The sequence below is a fragment of the Pseudomonas sp. H2_D02 genome, from assembly GCF_054677635.1.
Window position 1 is genome coordinate 3,014,831 of sequence record NZ_CP162816.1, and the last position, 17,296, is coordinate 3,032,126.

Below are 17,296 nucleotides of genomic sequence, written 5' to 3' on the forward strand. Positions count from 1 at the left end.
GCCCCGCGCCGTTGCAGGCCAGCGGCTACAGCGCGCCCACTTCCTTGTAGTAGCGCTCGGCACCGGGGTGCAGGGCGATCGGCAGGTTCTTCGCGGCGTTTTTCAACGTGATGTCCTTGGCCGCCGAGTGGGAGGTGCCCAGGCGGGGGAGGTTGTCGAACAGCAGCTTGGTCATCTGATAGGCCACTTCGTCCGGGACATCCGCGCGGGTTACCAGGATATTGGTGATGGCCACGGTGGGCACGGCATCCGCCTGGCCGTCGTAGGTGTTGGCGGGGATCATGGCGCTCTGGTAGGCCGGGTTGCCGATCTTCTGTACCACGTCAGTGGGAATCGACACGTAGTTCAATTTCATCGTCGACGCCAGGTCACGAATGGCGGCCATGCCCAGGCCGGAGGATTGCAGGGTGGCGTCCAGTTGGCGGTTCTTGATCAGGTCCACCGATTCGGCGAAGGGCAGGTATTGGACCTTCATATCGTTGTAGGTCAGGCCGGCGGCCTTGAAGATCGCCCGGGCGTTGAGTTCGGTGCCGGATTTTGCCGCCCCGACGGAAACGGTCTTGCCCTTGAGGTCCGCGAGGGTCTTGATCCCCGATTCTTCGCTGGCGACGATCTGGATGTAATTGGGGTAGGCGCCGGCAATCGCCCGCAGCTTGGTCAGCGGGGCCTTGAAGCCGGCATCTTCCACACCGTTTTTCGCATCGGCCACCGAATCGCCCAAGGCCAGCGCCAGCTCCCCACGCCCGGCTTGCAGCAGGTTGAGGTTTTCCACCGAAGCCTTGGTGGCCTGTACCGATGTCTTGGAACCTTCGATGCCGCTGCTGTAGATCTGGGAAAGCCCGACCCCGATCGGGTAATACACACCGCTGGTGCCGCCGGTCAGGATGTTGATGTACACCGGGGCAGCTTGGGCGGTGGTGGCGACCGCCAAGGCTGCGGCGGCGGCCAGGAGGGTGAAGCGCTTGTTGACTCGCATTGAGGACTCTCCGTCTTGTTATGGCTTTATGCAGAGTCTTTCCACTGTAGTCGAAACGTGGGTGTTGGCGAGTCGAGGCGTCGTAGGAGCCGTAGGAGCTGCCGAGTGAAACGAGGCTGCGATCTTTTCGCTGTCGATTGAATCGGAAGCGAAAGATCAAAGATCAAAAGATCGCAGGCTTCGCCAGCTCCTACACTGTTCGCGACGCCGAACTGCCGCGCACAGTCAGTTCGAACGGCAGCTGCACATGCTGCTGGGCGATGGGTTTCTTCTCGATCAGCGCGATGAGCATCTCCACGGCTTTGTTGCCAAAGGTTTCAGCCGGTTGGGAAATGGTCGTCAACGGGGGATCGCAATACGCGGCGAACGGAATATCGTCAAAACCCACCAGGGAAATATCTTCGGGCACCCGCAGGCCCATCTGCTTGATGCGCTTGAGCGCGCCGATGGCCATTTCGTCGTTCTCGCAGAACAGCGCGCTGGGGCGCTCGGCCAGTGTGAGCATCGTCCCGGCGCCGTCGTAGCCGGCCTTGAGGGTGAAGTCGCCGTGGCAGACCAATTCAGGATCGAGGGCGATACCGGCGTTGCCCAAGGCATCTTGGTAACCGGCCACGCGGTCGAGGGTCAGCGGGCCGCTGCGCGGGCCCTTGATGATGCCGATGCGACGATGGCCGAGTCCGATCAAATGCTCGGTCATGGCGCGCGCGGCACCGCGGTTGTCCAGGCTGATGGTCGGGTAGGGCGCGTCCTTGACCACCTCGCAGGCGTTGACCAGGGGCAGCGCGTCGGTGCCGGGAGGCAATGAGACAAAGGGGTCGCTGGCGCGCAACTGGATCACGCCGTCGGCCTGATGGGCGTAGACCAGCGCGGCGAATTCCTGCTCGATGGCTTCGCGGCCCTGGGTGTCGCACAGCAGTAGCCGATAGCCGGCCGCTTGCGCCGCTTGTTGGGCGCCGCTGATCACCCGGGCGAAAAACGTGTTGGCGATTGTCGGCACGAGAATCACCAGGTTGCCGGTGCGCCGGGAGCGAAACTGCACCGCCATCAGGTTCGGTCGATAGCCGGCCTGGAGTACCGCTGCGTTGACCTTGTCCCGGGTCTCGGGCAGCACGCGTTCGGGAGATTTCAGTGTTCTGGACACCGTGGCCACCGACACACCGGCCAGCCGGGCCACTTCACGGATGTTGGACAAGGGCACCTCGATTCGGCGCCTGGCGACCCAGGCATGGCGGCGAGCTTACCGCAGGTTTGTCGCCCGACACATCTCAAGCCTGTTCCATAGCGTTTGACAGGCGACAAAACCAAGCCTAGATTCCCGTCATGATGTAACCGGTTACATCATCGATCCGGACAGAAGAGAATCGCGATGAATCCTGTAGCACCGAAAATAAGAATGGGCTTCGTCGGCGGTGGGGAGGGCGCATTCATCGGCCAGGCCCATCGTCAGGCCGCGGGCCTGGACGGCGGTTTCGAGCTGGTGTGCGGCGCGTTCAGTCGCGACCCTCATAACAACCGGCAGACCGGCGCGGCGCTGGGGCTGGCGGCATCGCGTTGTTACCACGACTGGCAACAGATGCTCGACGACGAAGCGCTGCTGCCGCTGGATCAGCGCATGGAATTGCTGGTGATCGTCACGCCTAATCACCTCCACGCACCGATTGCCAGCCAAGCGCTGAAGGCCGGCTTCCACGTGTTCAGCGAGAAGCCCGCCGCGCTGAATCTCAAGGAGTTGCTGGCCTTGAGGGACGTGCTGCAAGACAGTCGTTGCCTCTACGGCCTGGCCCACACTTACCTGGGCTATCCCATGGTCTGGCAGGCCCGGGAAATGGTGCGTTCGGGGGTGATCGGTCGGGTGCGCAAAGTGTTCGTCGAGTATCCCCAAGGCTGGCTCAGCCAGGACGTCGCCGCCCAGGGCAACAAGCAGGCCGAATGGCGCGATGATCCGGCCCGGTCTGGCTTGGGTGGTTGCATCGGCGACATTGGCACCCACGCGTTTTCCCTGGCCGAGTTCGTCGCGGATCAACCGATCCGGCAGCTCTGCGCCACCCTGGGCACCCATGTCCCGGGGCGGCAGTTGGACGATGACGCCGCGATGCTATTCAAGATGGAGGGCGGCGCTAGCGGCGTGTTGCTCGCCAGCCAGGTCTGCACCGGTGAAGAAAACCCGCTGAAGATTCGCGTCTATGGCGACAAAGGCGCGCTGGAGTGGCGCCAGGAAGCACCGTCGAGCCTGATCCATCGCGCCGTCGACCAACCGCTGCGCGTCCTGCGCAGTGGTGTCGGCCAGCCTTGGCTGTGTGAAGCGGCGACTCGGCGGATGCGTCTGCCGGCAGGGGCATCCGGAGGGTTATCTGGAGGCAATGGCCAACCTCTACGGCGATTTCGCCCAGGCCATTCGTGCCCAGGTCGAAGGCCCTGATGTGCCGGGCGTACCTGGCATCGAAACCGGCTTGCGCGGCATGGCGTTTATCGAGGCCGCCATCATCAATCACCGTGGCGAGGCAAAGTGGACCACGCTGGAAACCGGAGCATCGCAGCTGTGAAGACCCACGACCAAACATCGCGCGGCCTGCGCGGGCCGGCGATTTTCCTGGCGCAGTTCATGGCCGACGAAGCGCCGTTCGACAGCTTGGCGAATATCGCCCGATGGGCCGCTTCGCAGGGCTACAAAGCCATCCAGGTGCCGACGCTGGGCACGCGTTACATCGACTTGGCCCGGGCCGCCGAGAGCCAGGCCTATTGCGACGAACTCAAGGCCACGTGCGCAGCGGCCGGCGTCGAGATCAGCGAATTGTCGACGCACTTGCAAGGCCAATTGGTGGCGGTGCATCCGGCGTTCGATGCGTTGTTTGACGACTTCGCCCCGGCCCACCTGCGCGGCCAGCCCCAGGCGCGTACCGAGTGGGCCATCGAGCAACTGAAGCTGGCCGCCCGCGCCAGCCAGCGCCTGGGCCTCAAGGCCCACGCGACGTTTTCCGGTGCGTTGCTGTGGCCGTACATCTACCCGTGGCCGCAGCGCCCCTCGGGCCTGGTCGAGCAAGGCTTTGCCGAACTGGCCCGGCGCTGGCGGCCGATCCTCGATTGCTTCGATGCGGCGGGCGTGGACCTGTGCTACGAAATCCACCCCGGCGAAGACCTGCACGACGGCGCCTCGTTCGAGCGCTTCCTCGAGGCGGTCGACCATCATCCACGGGCCGCGATTCTCTACGATCCCAGCCACTTGTTGCTGCAACAGATGGATTACCTGGGCTTCATCGACCGCTACCACGCGCGCATCCGCATGTTCCACGTCAAGGACGCCGAGTTTCGCCCCGACGCCCGCTCCGGTGTCTATGGCGGCTACCAGGGCTGGGTGGATCGCCCGGGCCGGTTCCGTTCCCTCGGCGATGGGCAGATCGATTTCAAGGCGATTTTCAGCAAGCTGACCCAATACGGCTTTGATGGCTGGGCGGTGCTGGAGTGGGAGTGCTGCCTGAAGGATTCGCAACAGGGCGCGGCCGAGGGCGCGGCGTTCATCCAGCGGCACATGATCAACAAGACGGCCAAGGCGTTCGATGATTTTGCCGGAGTCACGGCGGATGAGGCATCCAACCGGCGGTTGTTGGGGTTGCCCCCAATGCGATGACGTAACCCTTGTGGCGAGGGGATTTATCCCCGCTGGGCTGCGCAGCCGCCCCCCAAATTTTTGCGGTCGCTTCGCAACCGAGCGGGGATAAATCCCCTCGCCACAAAGTGCTCTAAACGAGGCTTCAAATTTCACAAGAACAACAAGACGGTGACAGCCATGACCACGATAAACGCACGCCTCAGCGTGATGATGTTCCTGCAGTTCTTTATCTGGGGTGGCTGGTTCGTCACCCTCGGCACGTTCCTGTCCAGCACGCTGCAAGCCAGTGGCGGGCAGGTCGGCATGGCCTTCGCCACCCAGTCCTGGGGGGCGATCATCGCGCCGTTCGTGATCGGCCTGATCGCCGACCGCTACTTCAACGCCGAGCGCATCCTGGCGGTGTTGCACCTGGTGGGCGCGGTGTTGCTGTATCAGCTTTATTCGGCGGTGGATTTCGGCGCGTTCTACCCCTTCGTGCTGGCCTACATGGTGATCTACATGCCGACGCTGGCCCTGGTCAATTCCGTGGCCTTCCGGCAAATGCGCGACCCGGCGCTGGAGTTCTCACGCATCCGGGTCTGGGGCACCCTGGGCTGGATCGCCGCGGGCGTGGTGATCAGCTTCGTGTTCGCCTGGGATTCGCGCGAGGCGATTGCATCCGGTGGCTTGCGCAACACCTTTCTGATGGCGGCCATCGCCTCGCTGGTCCTCGGACTCTACAGTTTTACGCTCCCCGCCACGTCACCGCTCAAGGAGCAGGCGAGTGCGAGCGGCATCAAGCAATCCCTGGGGCTCGATGCGTTGGGCCTGCTCAAGGATCGCAGCTACCTGGTGTTCTTCATCGCCTCGATCCTGATCTGCATCCCCCTGGCGTTTTATTACCAGAACGCCAATCCCTTCCTGGCCGAAACCGGCATGACCAACCCGACGGCGAAAATGGCCATCGGGCAGGTGTCCGAGGTGCTGTTCATGTTGCTGTTGCCGCTGTTCATCCACTGCTTCGGCATCAAGTTGGCGCTACTGGTGGGGATGTTGGCGTGGGCGTTGCGCTACGTGCTGTTTGCCTACGGCGACAACGGCGAGCTGGCGTTCATGTTGTTCATCGGCATCGCCCTGCACGGCATCTGCTACGACTTCTTTTTTGTCTCGGGGCAGGTCTACACCGACGCCAAGGCGCCGAAACACCTGCGCAGCTCAGCCCAGGGCTTGATCACCCTGGCGACTTATGGCGTGGGGATGTTGATCGGTTTCTGGGTGGCGGGGCAGGTGACCGATCATTTCGTGGTGGAAGGCGGCCATGATTGGAAAAGCATCTGGCTGTTCCCGGCCGGTTTTGCGCTGGTGGTGTTCGTGGGTTTCCTGTTGACCTTCAGTGGTCGTCAAGCGGCCGTGGCACCGTCCAAGGCGTAAATGTGGGAAGAGCGTCAGTCACTTGTGACTGGCGCTCAGCTTGGTGTAGGTCACTTTCCCGCCTTCGTTGGAATAACCCTTGTTGTCCAGCGTGTAGACGCCGGCCTTGAAATAGAAGTCGTAGCCGTACCAGGACTTGTCCAGCTTCACCTGTTTGCCGCTGCTGCCGATCAGCATCGTGAGCTGGCCTTGCTTGTCCATTTGCAACGTGTAGGAGAAGGATTTGTTCAACGGCACCTTGGGCACGGTGTAGATCACCGGGCTCTTTTTGTCGTTGGGCTTGACCCGGTATTCCACGTCAATGTTGCCGGTGCCCTTTTCGTAGCGGTAAACCAGTTTCAACAACGGCGTCGGGGCATTCTTGGCGTGAATCTGCGCCACCACCACACGGCCTTCCGACGGCACCTGGTTGACCGACAGTTCGCCCTTGAGTGTGTTGGTGCCGCTGTTGTAGCGCCAATTGCGATGCTTCCCATCCTTGCTGGTTTCCCGCAGTTCGGAACGCGGGAATTTGCTGTTACCGGTATGGGAGCCGGTGACGGGCGCCCAGAAGACGATCCGCTGGCCGTTATTGTCGAAATACTTGTTTTTCAAACTCGGCATGGCTTTGGTCGCCACGACCTGCGCGGGCGTTTGCACCGGCAGGGTAACGCTCCAGACTGTTACGTCGATCATGATGAAACCCTCCAACGGGACCGGCCGTTACCTGGCGGTCGTCAAGACAAGAAACTGCCTTCCGTGGCGTAGTTTTCATGCTATCGACGCGAGTCTGTTTCGCTGGAGGCGCACCTGACGAATGGCTCTGCCATGGGCCTTTCGAGCCCTGAAATGGGCAGAGGATGTTGTGTCATTTTATTGCTGATCGGTTAGAGTACGCGCCGCCCGAGAGATGGATCCCGGGCGTTTATCCATGGAGCCTCAAATGAACCACATCAGCAAAGTTGTCGCCGGCGCACTGTTCGGCCTGGTCCTGGCGGGTTGCACCGGCACCCCGATGAAGACCCAGCAGTACGACAGCAGCCAATACACCGTCGTCGGTCACAGCGAAGCCAAGGCCACCGGCCTGCTGCTGTTCGGCGTGATCCCGATCCGCCAGAACAACCGTTTCGTCCGTGCCCAGACCGCGGCGATCCAGGCCAAGGGCGGCGACGCCATGATCAACACCCAAGTCCAGGAAAACTGGTTCTGGGCCTGGGTCCTGACCGGCTACACCACCTCGGTGTCCGGTGATGTGGTCAAGCTGAAGAACGTTCAGTAATACCCTGCTAGAAAGGCAAGCCTACCGGCTGTAAAGGCTTGCCTGTGGCGAGGGGATAAATCCCCTCGCCACAACAACCCGATCATGCCCGGTCCTCGGTCAACGTCCGCCCACCACCATGTGACTGAACGGCGCCACATACGCCTGCAACGTCACCAGCCCGCCCACCAGGATCGCCAGCACCACCGAGTGGAAAAACACATAGCGCAGGATTTCCCCTTCGTGACCGTACCAACGGGTTGCGGTGGAAGCGACCACGATCGACTGGGCGTCGACCATCTTGCCCATCACCCCGCCTGAACTGTTCGCGGCAGCCATCAACACCGGGCTGATGCCCAATTGCTCCGCCGTGACCCGCTGCAATCCGCCAAACAGCACGTTGGAAGCCGTGTCCGAACCGGTCAGTGCCACGCCGAGCCAGCCCAGCAGCGTGCCGAACATCGGGTAGAAAATGCCCGTCGCGGCGAACGCCAGGCCCATGGTCGCGTCCAGGCCCGAATAACGCGTCAGGAAACCCAACGCCAACATCGCCACGATGGTGATCAATGAATAGCGCACCACCCATAACGTTCGCAGGTATTGGCGCACCAGTTGCGGGATCGAATAGCCCATCAGCAAGCCGCCGAGAACCGCCGCCAAAAAGATGCCGCTGCCGGTGGCGGTGAACCAGTTGAATTTGTAGACCGCTTCCTCGGTTTTAGGCTGGGGCACCACGGGCGGGACCTTTTCGATCTGCTGGTGGATGGTGCCGAAGGTCAGCAGGGGCGAGAAGATCGGATTGGCTTCGCGCATCGGTTTGCCCTGTGGGTCGAGCTTGGCCGATTGTGTCTGCGGGTCGATGGCCGGGCGGGTGTCGAAGATGTTCTTGAAGCCCTGGGTGCCCCAGGCAAACACGAACACCGTGAGAATGATCCACGGCATCCAGGCGCGCAGCACGGCAGGACGGGCATCGTTGGAAAACGCGGCGCTGGCGACCGGCGCCTGTGCTTCGCTGGCGTCGATCTTCGAATCATCGTGTCGGCCCGACAGCGCCGCGGACGTATGCACCGTGGCCGGTTTCCAGACCTTGATGAACCCGGTGAGGCACGCCATGGAGATCAGCGCGGCAATCACGTCCACCAGCATCGGCCCGTGGAAGTTCGACACCAGGAACTGCGGGATGGCGAAGCTGACGCCGGCCACCAGGATCGCCGGCCAGATCTCCAGCATCTTGCGCCAGCCGGCGAACGCCCAGATCAGCCAGAACGGCACGATCACCGAGAAGAACGGCAGTTGCCGACCGACCATCATCGACAGCTCCATCTCATCCAGTCCGGTGACTTTTGCCAGCGTGATGATCGGCGTGCCCAGGGCGCCGAACGCGACGGGAGCGGTGTTGGCGATCAACGCCAGGCCCGAGGCGGCCAGCGGCGAAAAGCCCAGCCCGATCAGGATCGCGCCGGTCACCGCCACCGGCGTGCCGAAACCCGCCGCGCCTTCGAAGAACGCGCCAAAACAAAAGGCGATCAACAGCAGCTGCAAGCGGCGGTCATCGGTGATGCGCGCCAGGGAATCCTGCAGGACCTTGAACGAACCGTTCTCGGTGGTCAGCCGGTGCAGGAAGATGATGTTGAGCACGATCCAGCCGATGGGCAGCAGCCCGTTGGCCGCGCCATAAAGCGCCGCCGAACCGGCCATGTTGGCCGGCATGCCGAAGGCAAAAATCGCGATGAGCAACGCCGAGGCCAGGGCGTACAACGCCGCGAGGTGCGCCTTGACATGAAAGAACGCCAGGGACGCCAGCATCACTACCACCGGAACCGCCGCCAGGAACGTCGACAGCACCGCATTACCGAAGGGATCGTAGACTTGTTGCCAGACCATGTTCCACCTCTGCTTTTTATTGTTGGAAGTGCAGGCCCCGGGGGGATTGGCAGAGAAGTATAGGCGGGGATTTGTCCCTGGATTGCACGCAACTCCCTTTGTGGCGAGGGGATTTATCCCCGCTGGGTGGCGAAGCCGCCCCAAAATTTATGCATTGGCAAAAAACTTGGGACTGCTGCGCAGTCCAGCGGGGATGAATCCCCTCGCCACAAAGGGGATGTGCAACGGCGGCTAGCGCGCTTCGACGTTGTCCAGCGCACGGTTGGCCAGCATTGCGCCCATTTCGATCAGTTGCAGGATGCCCAGCGCAACGTGTCGTCGCGAACTGTCCAGGTCGAACGCCAGGTCATTGATCATCGCATTGGCCGAGGCGAGGGTTTCGCTGAGGTTGGCGAGCAGGGCTTCGTTGCCCACGCCGTTGATCACGGTGAACAGTTGACTGGGGTCGGGTGTTGGTTTGCTGGGTTTAGGCTTGAGGTAGTAATCGAGGGCGCGGTCGGCGGCTTCGTCGAATGCCTTCGCGTCGGCTGGATCGGTGTCGGGAGGATTCGGGGTTACTTTGAACATAATGAAGGTCTCATGTGGAATTCAGAGGAGCCTTCACCCTCGCTACCAAACGAAGGGTGGCGGCCATACGAAGGTTGGTAGACCGGTCCACATGAACACCGGCGCGCCCGAAGACGCCCTACGCATGGCCACCATTGATACAGATGCGCAAGGGCAACTGAAACAGTGAAGCTGTGCGTCATGTAGAAGCCGGGCTACCAAACCCGATCGCTGATTTTCAGCGACCGAGCAACAGTAAAGCCCGGCCCCAAGGCGCACAAGCCGGCGGATTCTGGCGTAGTTGTAGGTAACGGCGCAAGACGACGTAGCCCGAACGCGAAGGATCCTACAACCGAATAAACACAGCCCTCTGTAGGCTGAAAAGATGAGTAAACACAGAACCCGTGGCGAGGGGATTTATCCCCGCTGGGTGGCGAAGCCGCCCCAAAGAGGTGGATGGAGATAAGCCTGACACACCGAGGTGACTGCTATTGGGACTGCTGCGCAGTCCAGCGGGGATAAATCCCCTCGCCACAAAAGCTCCTCGCTTGTCTGAGGTGTGCGGTTCAGCCCTTCGCCGCCATCGCCGTCACTTCCACCCGCATCCCCTCGACCGCCAGCGCCGCCACGCCGACAGCCGCGCGCACTGGCCACGGCTTCGCGAAGAAGCGTTTGTAGACTTCGTTGAAGGCTGCGCGGTCAGCCATGTCGGTGAGGTAGATGGTCAGGTGCAGCACGCGGTCCATGGAACTGCCAGCACGTTCCAGGGCAATCTTGAGCGCCTGCAACGTGCACTCGCTTTGCGCCGTGATGTCGCCCAGTTCCAGGCTGCCGTCGGCGCGGGTCGGGATTTGCGTGGAAACCAGCAAGCTGCCGAAGCCGGCGACGTCGGAGGAGATGGAGTCTGCGTCCGGGTCGGGGGTGAACGTGATGTCTGGGTTGCTCATGCAAAACCTCATGCTGGAAAAAAAGACCGCGGCAGTTTAGCGCCCATTGCTGCAACGTTCCTGCATTCCGTTATCCCAGTGCTCCCAGGCCGCTGCGCTGCACCAGCGCCTCAATGTAGACCTCCAGCGTCGTGGTGCCGTGCAGGGCCGCGTCATCGCCCACATCGAAGCCGCTGTCGAGGCTGACGGCGCTCATGCGCGCATAGGATTGCGCCGCGGCGAGACTGAAACCGAGGCGCTGGAAGGCGCTTTCCCATTGGTCCCTGGGTATCACCTGGACCTCGACCGGCCGGCCGAGGGCCTTGGAAAAAGCCTGCGCCACATCGTTGGGCGAATACAGGCGAGGTCCTTGCACGTGACGCACGCCAACGTCGTCAATCGACGATAGCATCCGTGCGGCCGCCACTTCGCCCAGGTCCCGAGGCGCCACCATGGGAAAGGCCAGGTCGGCGGGAAATAGCGTGGGGAGCTTGCCGGTATCTCGGACGGTGTCGAGCAGGCTGTCCCAGTTGCTCATGTAATAGGCGCCGCGATTGATCGCCGCCGGGATAGGCTGGTTGCGCAAGCCTTCTTCCAGTTCCCACAAGACGCTGAGATCGCCGATACGTTCGCCGGGCTGGGCGCCAGCGGTGGATTGCACCACGATTTTCTCAAGCCCCGAGCCATCAAGGGCGGACAGGATATTGGCGACGGTGCCTCGTTCCACCACATCGGTATCGGTACTGGGGGCCGCCGACGGGTTGAGAATGAACGCCCTGCGCCCAAGTTGAAAGGCGGCGCGCAGTGACTCGACGTTTTCAGCATGCGCTTCGACGATCTGAGCGCCCCTGGCGTGCCATTCCGTGGCGTGGCTGGCGTTGCGGGTCATGACAATCACCGCATGCCCTGGCGCCAGTAAGGCTCGGGCCGTGGCCGATCCAACGTGCCCCGTGGCACCCATGATTACGTACATGGCTTCATCTTCCAGATCAAAGGCCGCCCTGGGCCGGGCGTTGAACGGTCACCCCCGGTTCAAGGTGCGGCGGCGTGGCATTCATGCGCTCGATCAGTTGCTGCGCCTGCTCCCAACCCAGGTCAGGCGCCAGCCATTCGAGTGCGTCTTCTGCGTTGAACGCCAACAGGCGCTGCTGCTGGCTTGCGATGTCGCCATAGGTCACCAGGGCCAAGCCGTCGCAGCCCAGGGGGTTTTCGCAGGCCTGGGCCAGGGCGGCAATGAAGATCGGAGTCGATTGCCGGGAGGTCACGTAGGCAGGACGCTGTGCCTGGTGAGGCGTGGTCGGTTCCGGCGATTCATACCAGCCGTCCACCGCCACCAGCACGCGGCCCTCGCGCTTGATCTGGTCGAACACCTTGGAGCGCATCACCAGGTGCAACGGCAGGTGCGTCAGCGGAGGCATTGTTCCCACCGACCAGATGGGCGACCAGCCCCAGCGAACCTTGATGCACTCCAGGCGCCCACCACGACGGCGGATGGCGCTGACCTGCATGTTTGGCGCGATCATGCCGTGTCGCGGCTGCGTCTTCGGCGGGGTGGCCACGCACAATTCCACGGGCGTCAGGCTTGTCCCGAAATGACCGCCGGAAATGTCTCGCTGGTCGAAATATGCCAGGGAGTCCTTGGAAGAAACGTGTTGAACAAGACCGTCACACATAGCGAAAACTCCCGGCAGCAAAGCGCAAAGGAACCTTGATGATCCCGCCGTCGAAACCGTGCTTGTCGAAGCGCAGCACGGTGGCTTGCGGCGGTGTTATGTAGGTCCGAGCCGTGGCGATATGCTTGGTTCGAAAATCCTTGCGACGGGGAGACGAGCGGGCAGTGGGGGGAATCAACCACCGTCTTCGCGAGCAAGCTCGCTCCCACAGTGAGCAGTGTTGTTTGTTGGACGCGGGCACGGCGCAGAACCTTTGTGGGAGCGAGCTTGCTCGCGAAAGCGGTGGTTCAGTTTGCGGGGATGTTGAATGTACTGCCGCCATCGCGAGCAAGCTCGCTCCCACAGTGAGCAGTGTTGTTTGTTGGACGCGGGCACGGCGCAGAACCTTTGTGGGAGCGAGCTTGCTCGCGATAGCGGTGGTTCAGTTTGCGGGGATGTTGAATGTACTGCCGCCATCGCGAGCAAGCTCGCTCCCACAGTGAGCAGTGTTGTTTGTTGGACGCGGGCACGGCGCAGAACCTTTGTGGGAGGGAGCCTGCTCGCGAAAGCGGTGGTTCAGTGTGTGGAGATGTTGGATGTGCTTAGCGCCTTCGCGAGCAGGCTCGCTCCCACAGTGGACGGTGTTGTTCGTTTCGCCCCGGTTCTGATTGATAAAGTCCACGAATGCCCGTAGCGGCGAGGGCAGGTAGCGGCGGCCGGGATAGTAGAGGAACGGTCCGGTAAAGCGCTGCCACCATGGTTCAAGTACCGGCTCGAGTTCGCCGCTGTCGAGGTACGGCCGCAGCCAATCCTCGAACAAATGGACAACACCCAGGCCGTCGATGGCCGCTTGTACCGCCAGGTCCATGGCGCCGCCGATGCGCACGATCAACGGGCCGTTCGGCTCGACGCTGATGGTTTCCCCGTCACGTTCATACTCCCAGAGCGGCATGGCCCCGCTGGGAAACTTGCCGGCCAGGCACGCGTGCCGAAGCAGATCCCGCGGGTGCTCGGGCCGGCCCCGGGCGTCGAGGTATGCCGGCGAGGCGGCGGTGGCGAAGCGCTGCAAGCGCGGGCCGATGGGGATGGCGATCATGTCCTGCTCAAGGCGTTCGTCGTAGCGAATGCCGGCTGTCACACCCGGCCGCGAGCATGTCGACGAAACTCTCCTCGGTGACCACTTCCAGTCTGATGTCGGGGTAGCTTTTCAAGAACGGCGCGATGATCGCGGGCAGCACCAGCCGGGCGGCGCTGACCGGCACGTTCAGCCTGAGGGTGCCTGAGGGGCGGTCGCGAAAATCGTTGACCACGTCCAGCGCCGATTCGACTTCGCCCAGGGCCGGCACGATGCGTTCCATCAACCGCGCGCCGGCCTCGGTCGGCACCACGCTGCGGGTGGTGCGGTTGAGCAGGCGCACGCCAAGGCGGCTTTCGATGCGGCGTACAGCATCGCTGAGGCTGGACGCGGATTTGCCGCTGAGCCGCGCGCCTTCACGAAACCCACCCGCATTTACCACCGCCACAAAGGACAGCAAGTCCTGGATATCCGTCGCCATTGTTCTCTCCGCCGTACAACCCGTTCGGATTGCACCCGATTATCAGTGGAGTGGTCAACGCCTATAGTCGGCCCAGGCACATTTAATCCAAGGGGTACGAGATGAGCAGGGCAGACACCGCAGGGACTTTTCAACTGGGCGATCGTGCGGTCAAGCGCATGGGCTATGGCGCGATGCAACTGGCGGGGCCCCAGGTCTTCGGGCCGCCCAAGGATCCGGCAGCGGCCATCGCCGTGCTGCGCGAAGCGGTGGCGGCGGGCGTCAACCATATCGACACCGCCGACTTCTACGGGCCCCATGTCACTAACCGGTTGATTCGTGAAGCGTTGCACCCTTACGCCGAGAATCTGGTCATCGTGACCAAGGTTGGCGCCGTGCGCGGTGCAGATGCGTCGTGGAACCCGGCCCACAGCCCGGCCGAGTTGACCCGCGCCGTCCATGACAACTTACGCAACCTCGGCGTGGATGTGTTGGAAGTGGTCAACCTGCGCGCCTGGGGCAATCTGCATGCACCCGCCGATGACGACATCGAGGAACAATTCTCGGCACTGGCCGAATTGCAGCGCCAGGGCTTGATCCGGCATTTGGGCCTGAGCAACGTCACGGCGTCCCAGGTCAAGCAGGCCCAGGGCATCGCGAAGGTGGTGTGCGTGCAGAATCACTACAACCTGACCCATCGTGACGACGAACAACTGATTGCCGAGCTGGGCAAGCAAGGCATCGCCTACGTGCCGTTTTTCCCATTGGGTGGGTTTACGCCGCTGCAGTCGCAAACCCTGTCGAGCGTAGCGGCGCGCCTGGAGGCGTCGCCGTTGTGTGTCGCGCTGGCGTGGTTGCTGCAACGTGCGCCGAACATCCTGCTGATTCCCGGCACCTCGTCGGTGGCGCACCTGCGGGAAAACCTCTCGGCGAGTGAGCTGAAGATCCCGACGCAGATGCTGGCCGAGTTGGATGGGTTGGTTGACTGAAGACGCGCGCCGGCGATCATGGCGCGCGGGTAAATGGCTGACACCCGTGGCGAGGGAGCTTGCTCCCGCTGGGCTGCGCAGCAGACCCAAGATCGTGCGATTGCTGCGCAATCGAGCGGGAGCAAGCTCCCTCGCCACGGATACTTCAGACGGGCTGTATCAAGATCTAGCCGTCGCTTTTTTCCGTCTCGTTTCGGTGATGTTCAGGCCAACTGTCAATCGGTCGCTGGCGGTCTTCGTTGAACATCTCGGTGAGCAGCGCATTGGCGCGGCGGTAGGCGTCGTGCCGGAACTTGAGGTCGTCTTCCGGCTGGGCGACGATTTCCTCGAGCATGCGCAGGTTGAGGCGACGGAACTGATCGGCGCGCTCGCGCGCCTCGTACGCGCCGACGCCCATCTGCACCAACGCGCTGCGACCCAATGCCAGCGCGCTTTCGAACGTTTCCCGCTCGGCGCTTTCCACGCCCAGTTGCCGCAGGGTGATCAGGTGCGCCATGTCCCGCGCCCGCACGATCAGTTTCAACCCGGGGAAATATTCCTGGGCCATGCGGGTCAGCGTCAGGTTGTCCTGCTGGTCGTCTATCGCATTGATCAGCACCACCGCCTGGGCCGCGCCGGCCGCGTGGAGCAGATCCAGGCGCGTGGCGTCGCCGTAGAACACTTTTACGCCGAACTTGCGCAGCGTCTCGATGTTGTCGGGGTCATGATCCAGAACCACCACCTCGACGCCGCAGGACATCAGCAAGCGCCCGGCGATCTGCCCGAAACGACCGAAGCCGGCGATGATCACCCGTGGATTCTGCTGATCGACGAGGTCGGATTCCTGACTGTCCTTCTTGGTGGCCGACTCTATTCGGTCCAGCAGCAGGATCAGCAGCGGCGTCAGGCACATGGACAGGGCTACCGCCAGCGTCAGGCTCTTGCCCCATTGGTCGGTGAGAATGCCGGCCAAGGTCGCGGCGCCGAACACCACGAAAGCGAATTCGCTGCCCTGGCCGAGCAGCACCGCTTGCCAGGAGCGCTGGCCGGCGGGGACGTTGAGGAAGCGGCTAACGGTCTTGATCACCAGCAGTTTGATCAGGATGAAGCCCAGGGTCAGGGTGATGACTTTCAGCGGTGCGTTGATCAGCGTGCCGAAATCGATCGACATGCCGACGCCGATGAAGAATAGCCCCAGCAGCAGACCTTTGAACGGCTCGATGTCGCTCTCCAGGGCATGGCGGTATTCGGAACTCGCCAACAAGACTCCGGCGAGGAACGCGCCCATGGCCATCGACAGGCCGGCTTCTTCGAGCAGAAACCCGAAACCGAACACCAGGAACAGCGCCACGGCACTGAAGATCTCCCGCAGGCCTGAGCGCGCGGCGAAACGCAGCAGCGGTCGCGTCACGTAGCGTCCGAGCAGCACGACGACGCTGATGGCGGCGACGATCTTCACGATCGATAGCGCCAAGGCCATGCCTGACGGAGTTTCGCCGTGGGCCGACAACAGCGGGATCATGGCGACCAGGGGAATGGCCGCGATGTCCTGAAACAACAGCACTGCAAAACTGCTGCGCCCGACGGCGGTGGCGGTCAGGTTGCGTTCGCTCATCGCTTGCATGGCGATGGCCGTGGAGGACAGGCTCAACGTCAGGCCGACCAGTAGCGCTGCCGTCCAGTTCAAACCCAAGGCCGCGCAGAACGCCGCGATCGCGCCGCCGCAGGCCAGCATCTGCAAGGCGCCGCCGCCGAACACCATCCGGCGCAGCGCCCACAGGCGCTTGGGATCAAGCTCAAGGCCGATGATGAACAGCATCAGCACGACGCCGATTTCGGCGAATTCCAGGATCGCCTTCACATCGGTGATTAGCTTGAGCCCCCACGGGCCGATCACGCAGCCGGCCAGCAGGTAACCCAACACCGGGCCCAGGCCGAAGCGCACGGCAATCGGCACGATCAGCGTTGCCGAGGCCAGGTAGATGAGCATTTCGATCAGGCTGTGCGTCTCCATCTCAATCTTCCTTCCAAGAGGCCAGGCGTGCGCCGTAGTGTTCGATTTGTGCGCGTTGGGCTTCGGACTCGGCGGCATACGCGCCGTGCACGACGACCGGCTCCAGCCAACGCATGTGGCAATAAAGGGCCGTGGCGTGGAGCGGCTGGGCCAGCGCCGAAAAGTCCGGGTACGCGCCGATCTGGAAATGTTCCCGCTCGCCACCCGTGGTCACGGCCCACAGCAGGCCCTTGCCATTGAGGGCGGTGGTGCCTTTGCCGTAGGCCCAGCCATGGGTGAAGACTTTGTCGATCCACAATTTCAGGAGGGGCGGCATGCTGTACCAGTACATCGGATGCTGGAGCACGACCAGTTGTGCCTGTTCGACGGCGCGCTGTTCCGCCTCGACGTCGATGGCGAAGTCTGGGTAGAGATCGTAGAGCGACCGTATGACCACGTCCGGATTGGCGGACGCGCGCTTGAGCATCTGCTGGTTGACGCGCGACTGGTCGGGGTAGGGATGGGCGTAAACGATCAGGATCATCGAGGCAATTCCACGAGA

14 protein-coding genes and 2 pseudogenes are annotated in these 17,296 nt (G+C 62.5%); 5 read left to right on the forward strand and 11 right to left on the reverse strand.

The annotated features are described in order from the left end of the window. Window positions 1–25: 25 nt before the first annotated feature. Together AB4N42_RS13990 and AB4N42_RS13995 are read right to left on the reverse strand one after the other, a co-directional pair. Window positions 26–976: a TAXI family TRAP transporter solute-binding subunit gene (locus AB4N42_RS13990; RefSeq protein WP_217859884.1), complete on the reverse strand. Its 951-nt coding sequence runs from the start codon at window positions 974–976 to the stop codon at window positions 26–28. Between the two features lie 190 nt (window positions 977–1,166). Further along, window positions 1,167–2,168 carry a LacI family DNA-binding transcriptional regulator gene (locus AB4N42_RS13995; RefSeq protein ID WP_460116319.1) on the reverse strand — a complete coding sequence of 334 codons (1,002 nt, stop codon included), beginning with the start codon at window positions 2,166–2,168 and terminating at the stop codon, window positions 1,167–1,169. 174 nt (window positions 2,169–2,342) lie between these two features. Between AB4N42_RS13995 and AB4N42_RS14000 the strand changes: the two are divergent. From AB4N42_RS14000 to AB4N42_RS14010, 3 genes and pseudogenes are all read left to right on the forward strand, one after another. Then, window positions 2,343–3,519 (forward strand): annotated as a pseudogene (locus AB4N42_RS14000) (Gfo/Idh/MocA family protein). Between the two features lie 59 nt (window positions 3,520–3,578). After that, a complete protein-coding gene (locus tag AB4N42_RS14005; RefSeq protein WP_236010276.1) occupies window positions 3,579–4,601 on the forward strand; it encodes a sugar phosphate isomerase/epimerase family protein in 1,023 nt (340 codons plus the stop codon). A 159-nt stretch (window positions 4,602–4,760) separates the two neighbouring features. Next, a complete protein-coding gene (locus tag AB4N42_RS14010) occupies window positions 4,761–5,993 on the forward strand; it encodes a nucleoside permease (protein ID WP_460116320.1) in 1,233 nt (410 codons plus the stop codon). 18 nt (window positions 5,994–6,011) lie between these two features. On the opposite strand, the gene AB4N42_RS14015 is transcribed toward AB4N42_RS14010, so the two are convergent. Continuing rightward, the gene (locus AB4N42_RS14015) at window positions 6,012–6,668 is read right to left on the reverse strand and encodes a polysaccharide lyase family 7 protein (RefSeq protein WP_030141371.1); all 657 of its coding nucleotides are present in this window, start codon (window positions 6,666–6,668) and stop codon (window positions 6,012–6,014) included. A 247-nt stretch (window positions 6,669–6,915) separates the two neighbouring features. Here AB4N42_RS14015 and AB4N42_RS14020 point away from each other — a divergent pair, with 247 nt between their 5' ends. Next, a complete protein-coding gene (locus AB4N42_RS14020) occupies window positions 6,916–7,251 on the forward strand; it encodes a hypothetical protein (protein WP_030141372.1) in 336 nt (111 codons plus the stop codon). A 99-nt stretch (window positions 7,252–7,350) separates the two neighbouring features. On the opposite strand, the gene AB4N42_RS14025 is transcribed toward AB4N42_RS14020, so the two are convergent. From AB4N42_RS14025 to AB4N42_RS14050, 6 genes and pseudogenes are all read right to left on the reverse strand, one after another. Continuing rightward, the gene (locus tag AB4N42_RS14025) at window positions 7,351–9,114 is read right to left on the reverse strand and encodes an L-lactate permease (protein ID WP_460116322.1); all 1,764 of its coding nucleotides are present in this window, start codon (window positions 9,112–9,114) and stop codon (window positions 7,351–7,353) included. 231 nt (window positions 9,115–9,345) lie between these two features. Beyond that, window positions 9,346–9,681: a DUF6124 family protein gene (locus tag AB4N42_RS14030; protein ID WP_030141374.1), complete on the reverse strand. Its 336-nt coding sequence runs from the start codon at window positions 9,679–9,681 to the stop codon at window positions 9,346–9,348. A gap of 545 nt (window positions 9,682–10,226) precedes the next feature. After that, entirely contained in the window at window positions 10,227–10,607 is a 381-nt protein-coding gene (locus AB4N42_RS14035; protein WP_460116323.1) for a RidA family protein, read from the reverse strand. A 70-nt stretch (window positions 10,608–10,677) separates the two neighbouring features. Next, entirely contained in the window at window positions 10,678–11,559 is an 882-nt protein-coding gene (locus AB4N42_RS14040) for an NmrA family NAD(P)-binding protein (RefSeq protein ID WP_030141376.1), read from the reverse strand. Between the two features lie 16 nt (window positions 11,560–11,575). Continuing rightward, the gene (locus AB4N42_RS14045) at window positions 11,576–12,259 is read right to left on the reverse strand and encodes an SOS response-associated peptidase family protein (protein ID WP_460116324.1); all 684 of its coding nucleotides are present in this window, start codon (window positions 12,257–12,259) and stop codon (window positions 11,576–11,578) included. A gap of 637 nt (window positions 12,260–12,896) precedes the next feature. Beyond that, window positions 12,897–13,794: pseudogene (locus tag AB4N42_RS14050) on the reverse strand (LysR family transcriptional regulator); the annotation flags it as partial. 101 nt (window positions 13,795–13,895) lie between these two features. On the opposite strand from AB4N42_RS14050, the gene AB4N42_RS14055 reads away from it, so the two are divergent. Beyond that, entirely contained in the window at window positions 13,896–14,762 is an 867-nt protein-coding gene (locus AB4N42_RS14055; protein WP_460116325.1) for an aldo/keto reductase family oxidoreductase, read from the forward strand. Window positions 14,763–14,928: 166 nt separating this feature from the next. Here AB4N42_RS14055 and kefC read toward each other — a convergent pair whose 3' ends face one another. Both kefC and kefF read right to left on the reverse strand, forming a co-directional pair. After that, entirely contained in the window at window positions 14,929–16,755 is a 1,827-nt protein-coding gene (kefC, locus tag AB4N42_RS14060; RefSeq protein WP_460116326.1) for a glutathione-regulated potassium-efflux system protein KefC, read from the reverse strand. 1 nt (window position 16,756) lies between these two features. Further along, window positions 16,757–17,278: a glutathione-regulated potassium-efflux system oxidoreductase KefF gene (gene kefF, locus AB4N42_RS14065; protein WP_460116327.1), complete on the reverse strand. Its 522-nt coding sequence runs from the start codon at window positions 17,276–17,278 to the stop codon at window positions 16,757–16,759. Window positions 17,279–17,296 lie beyond the last annotated feature (18 nt).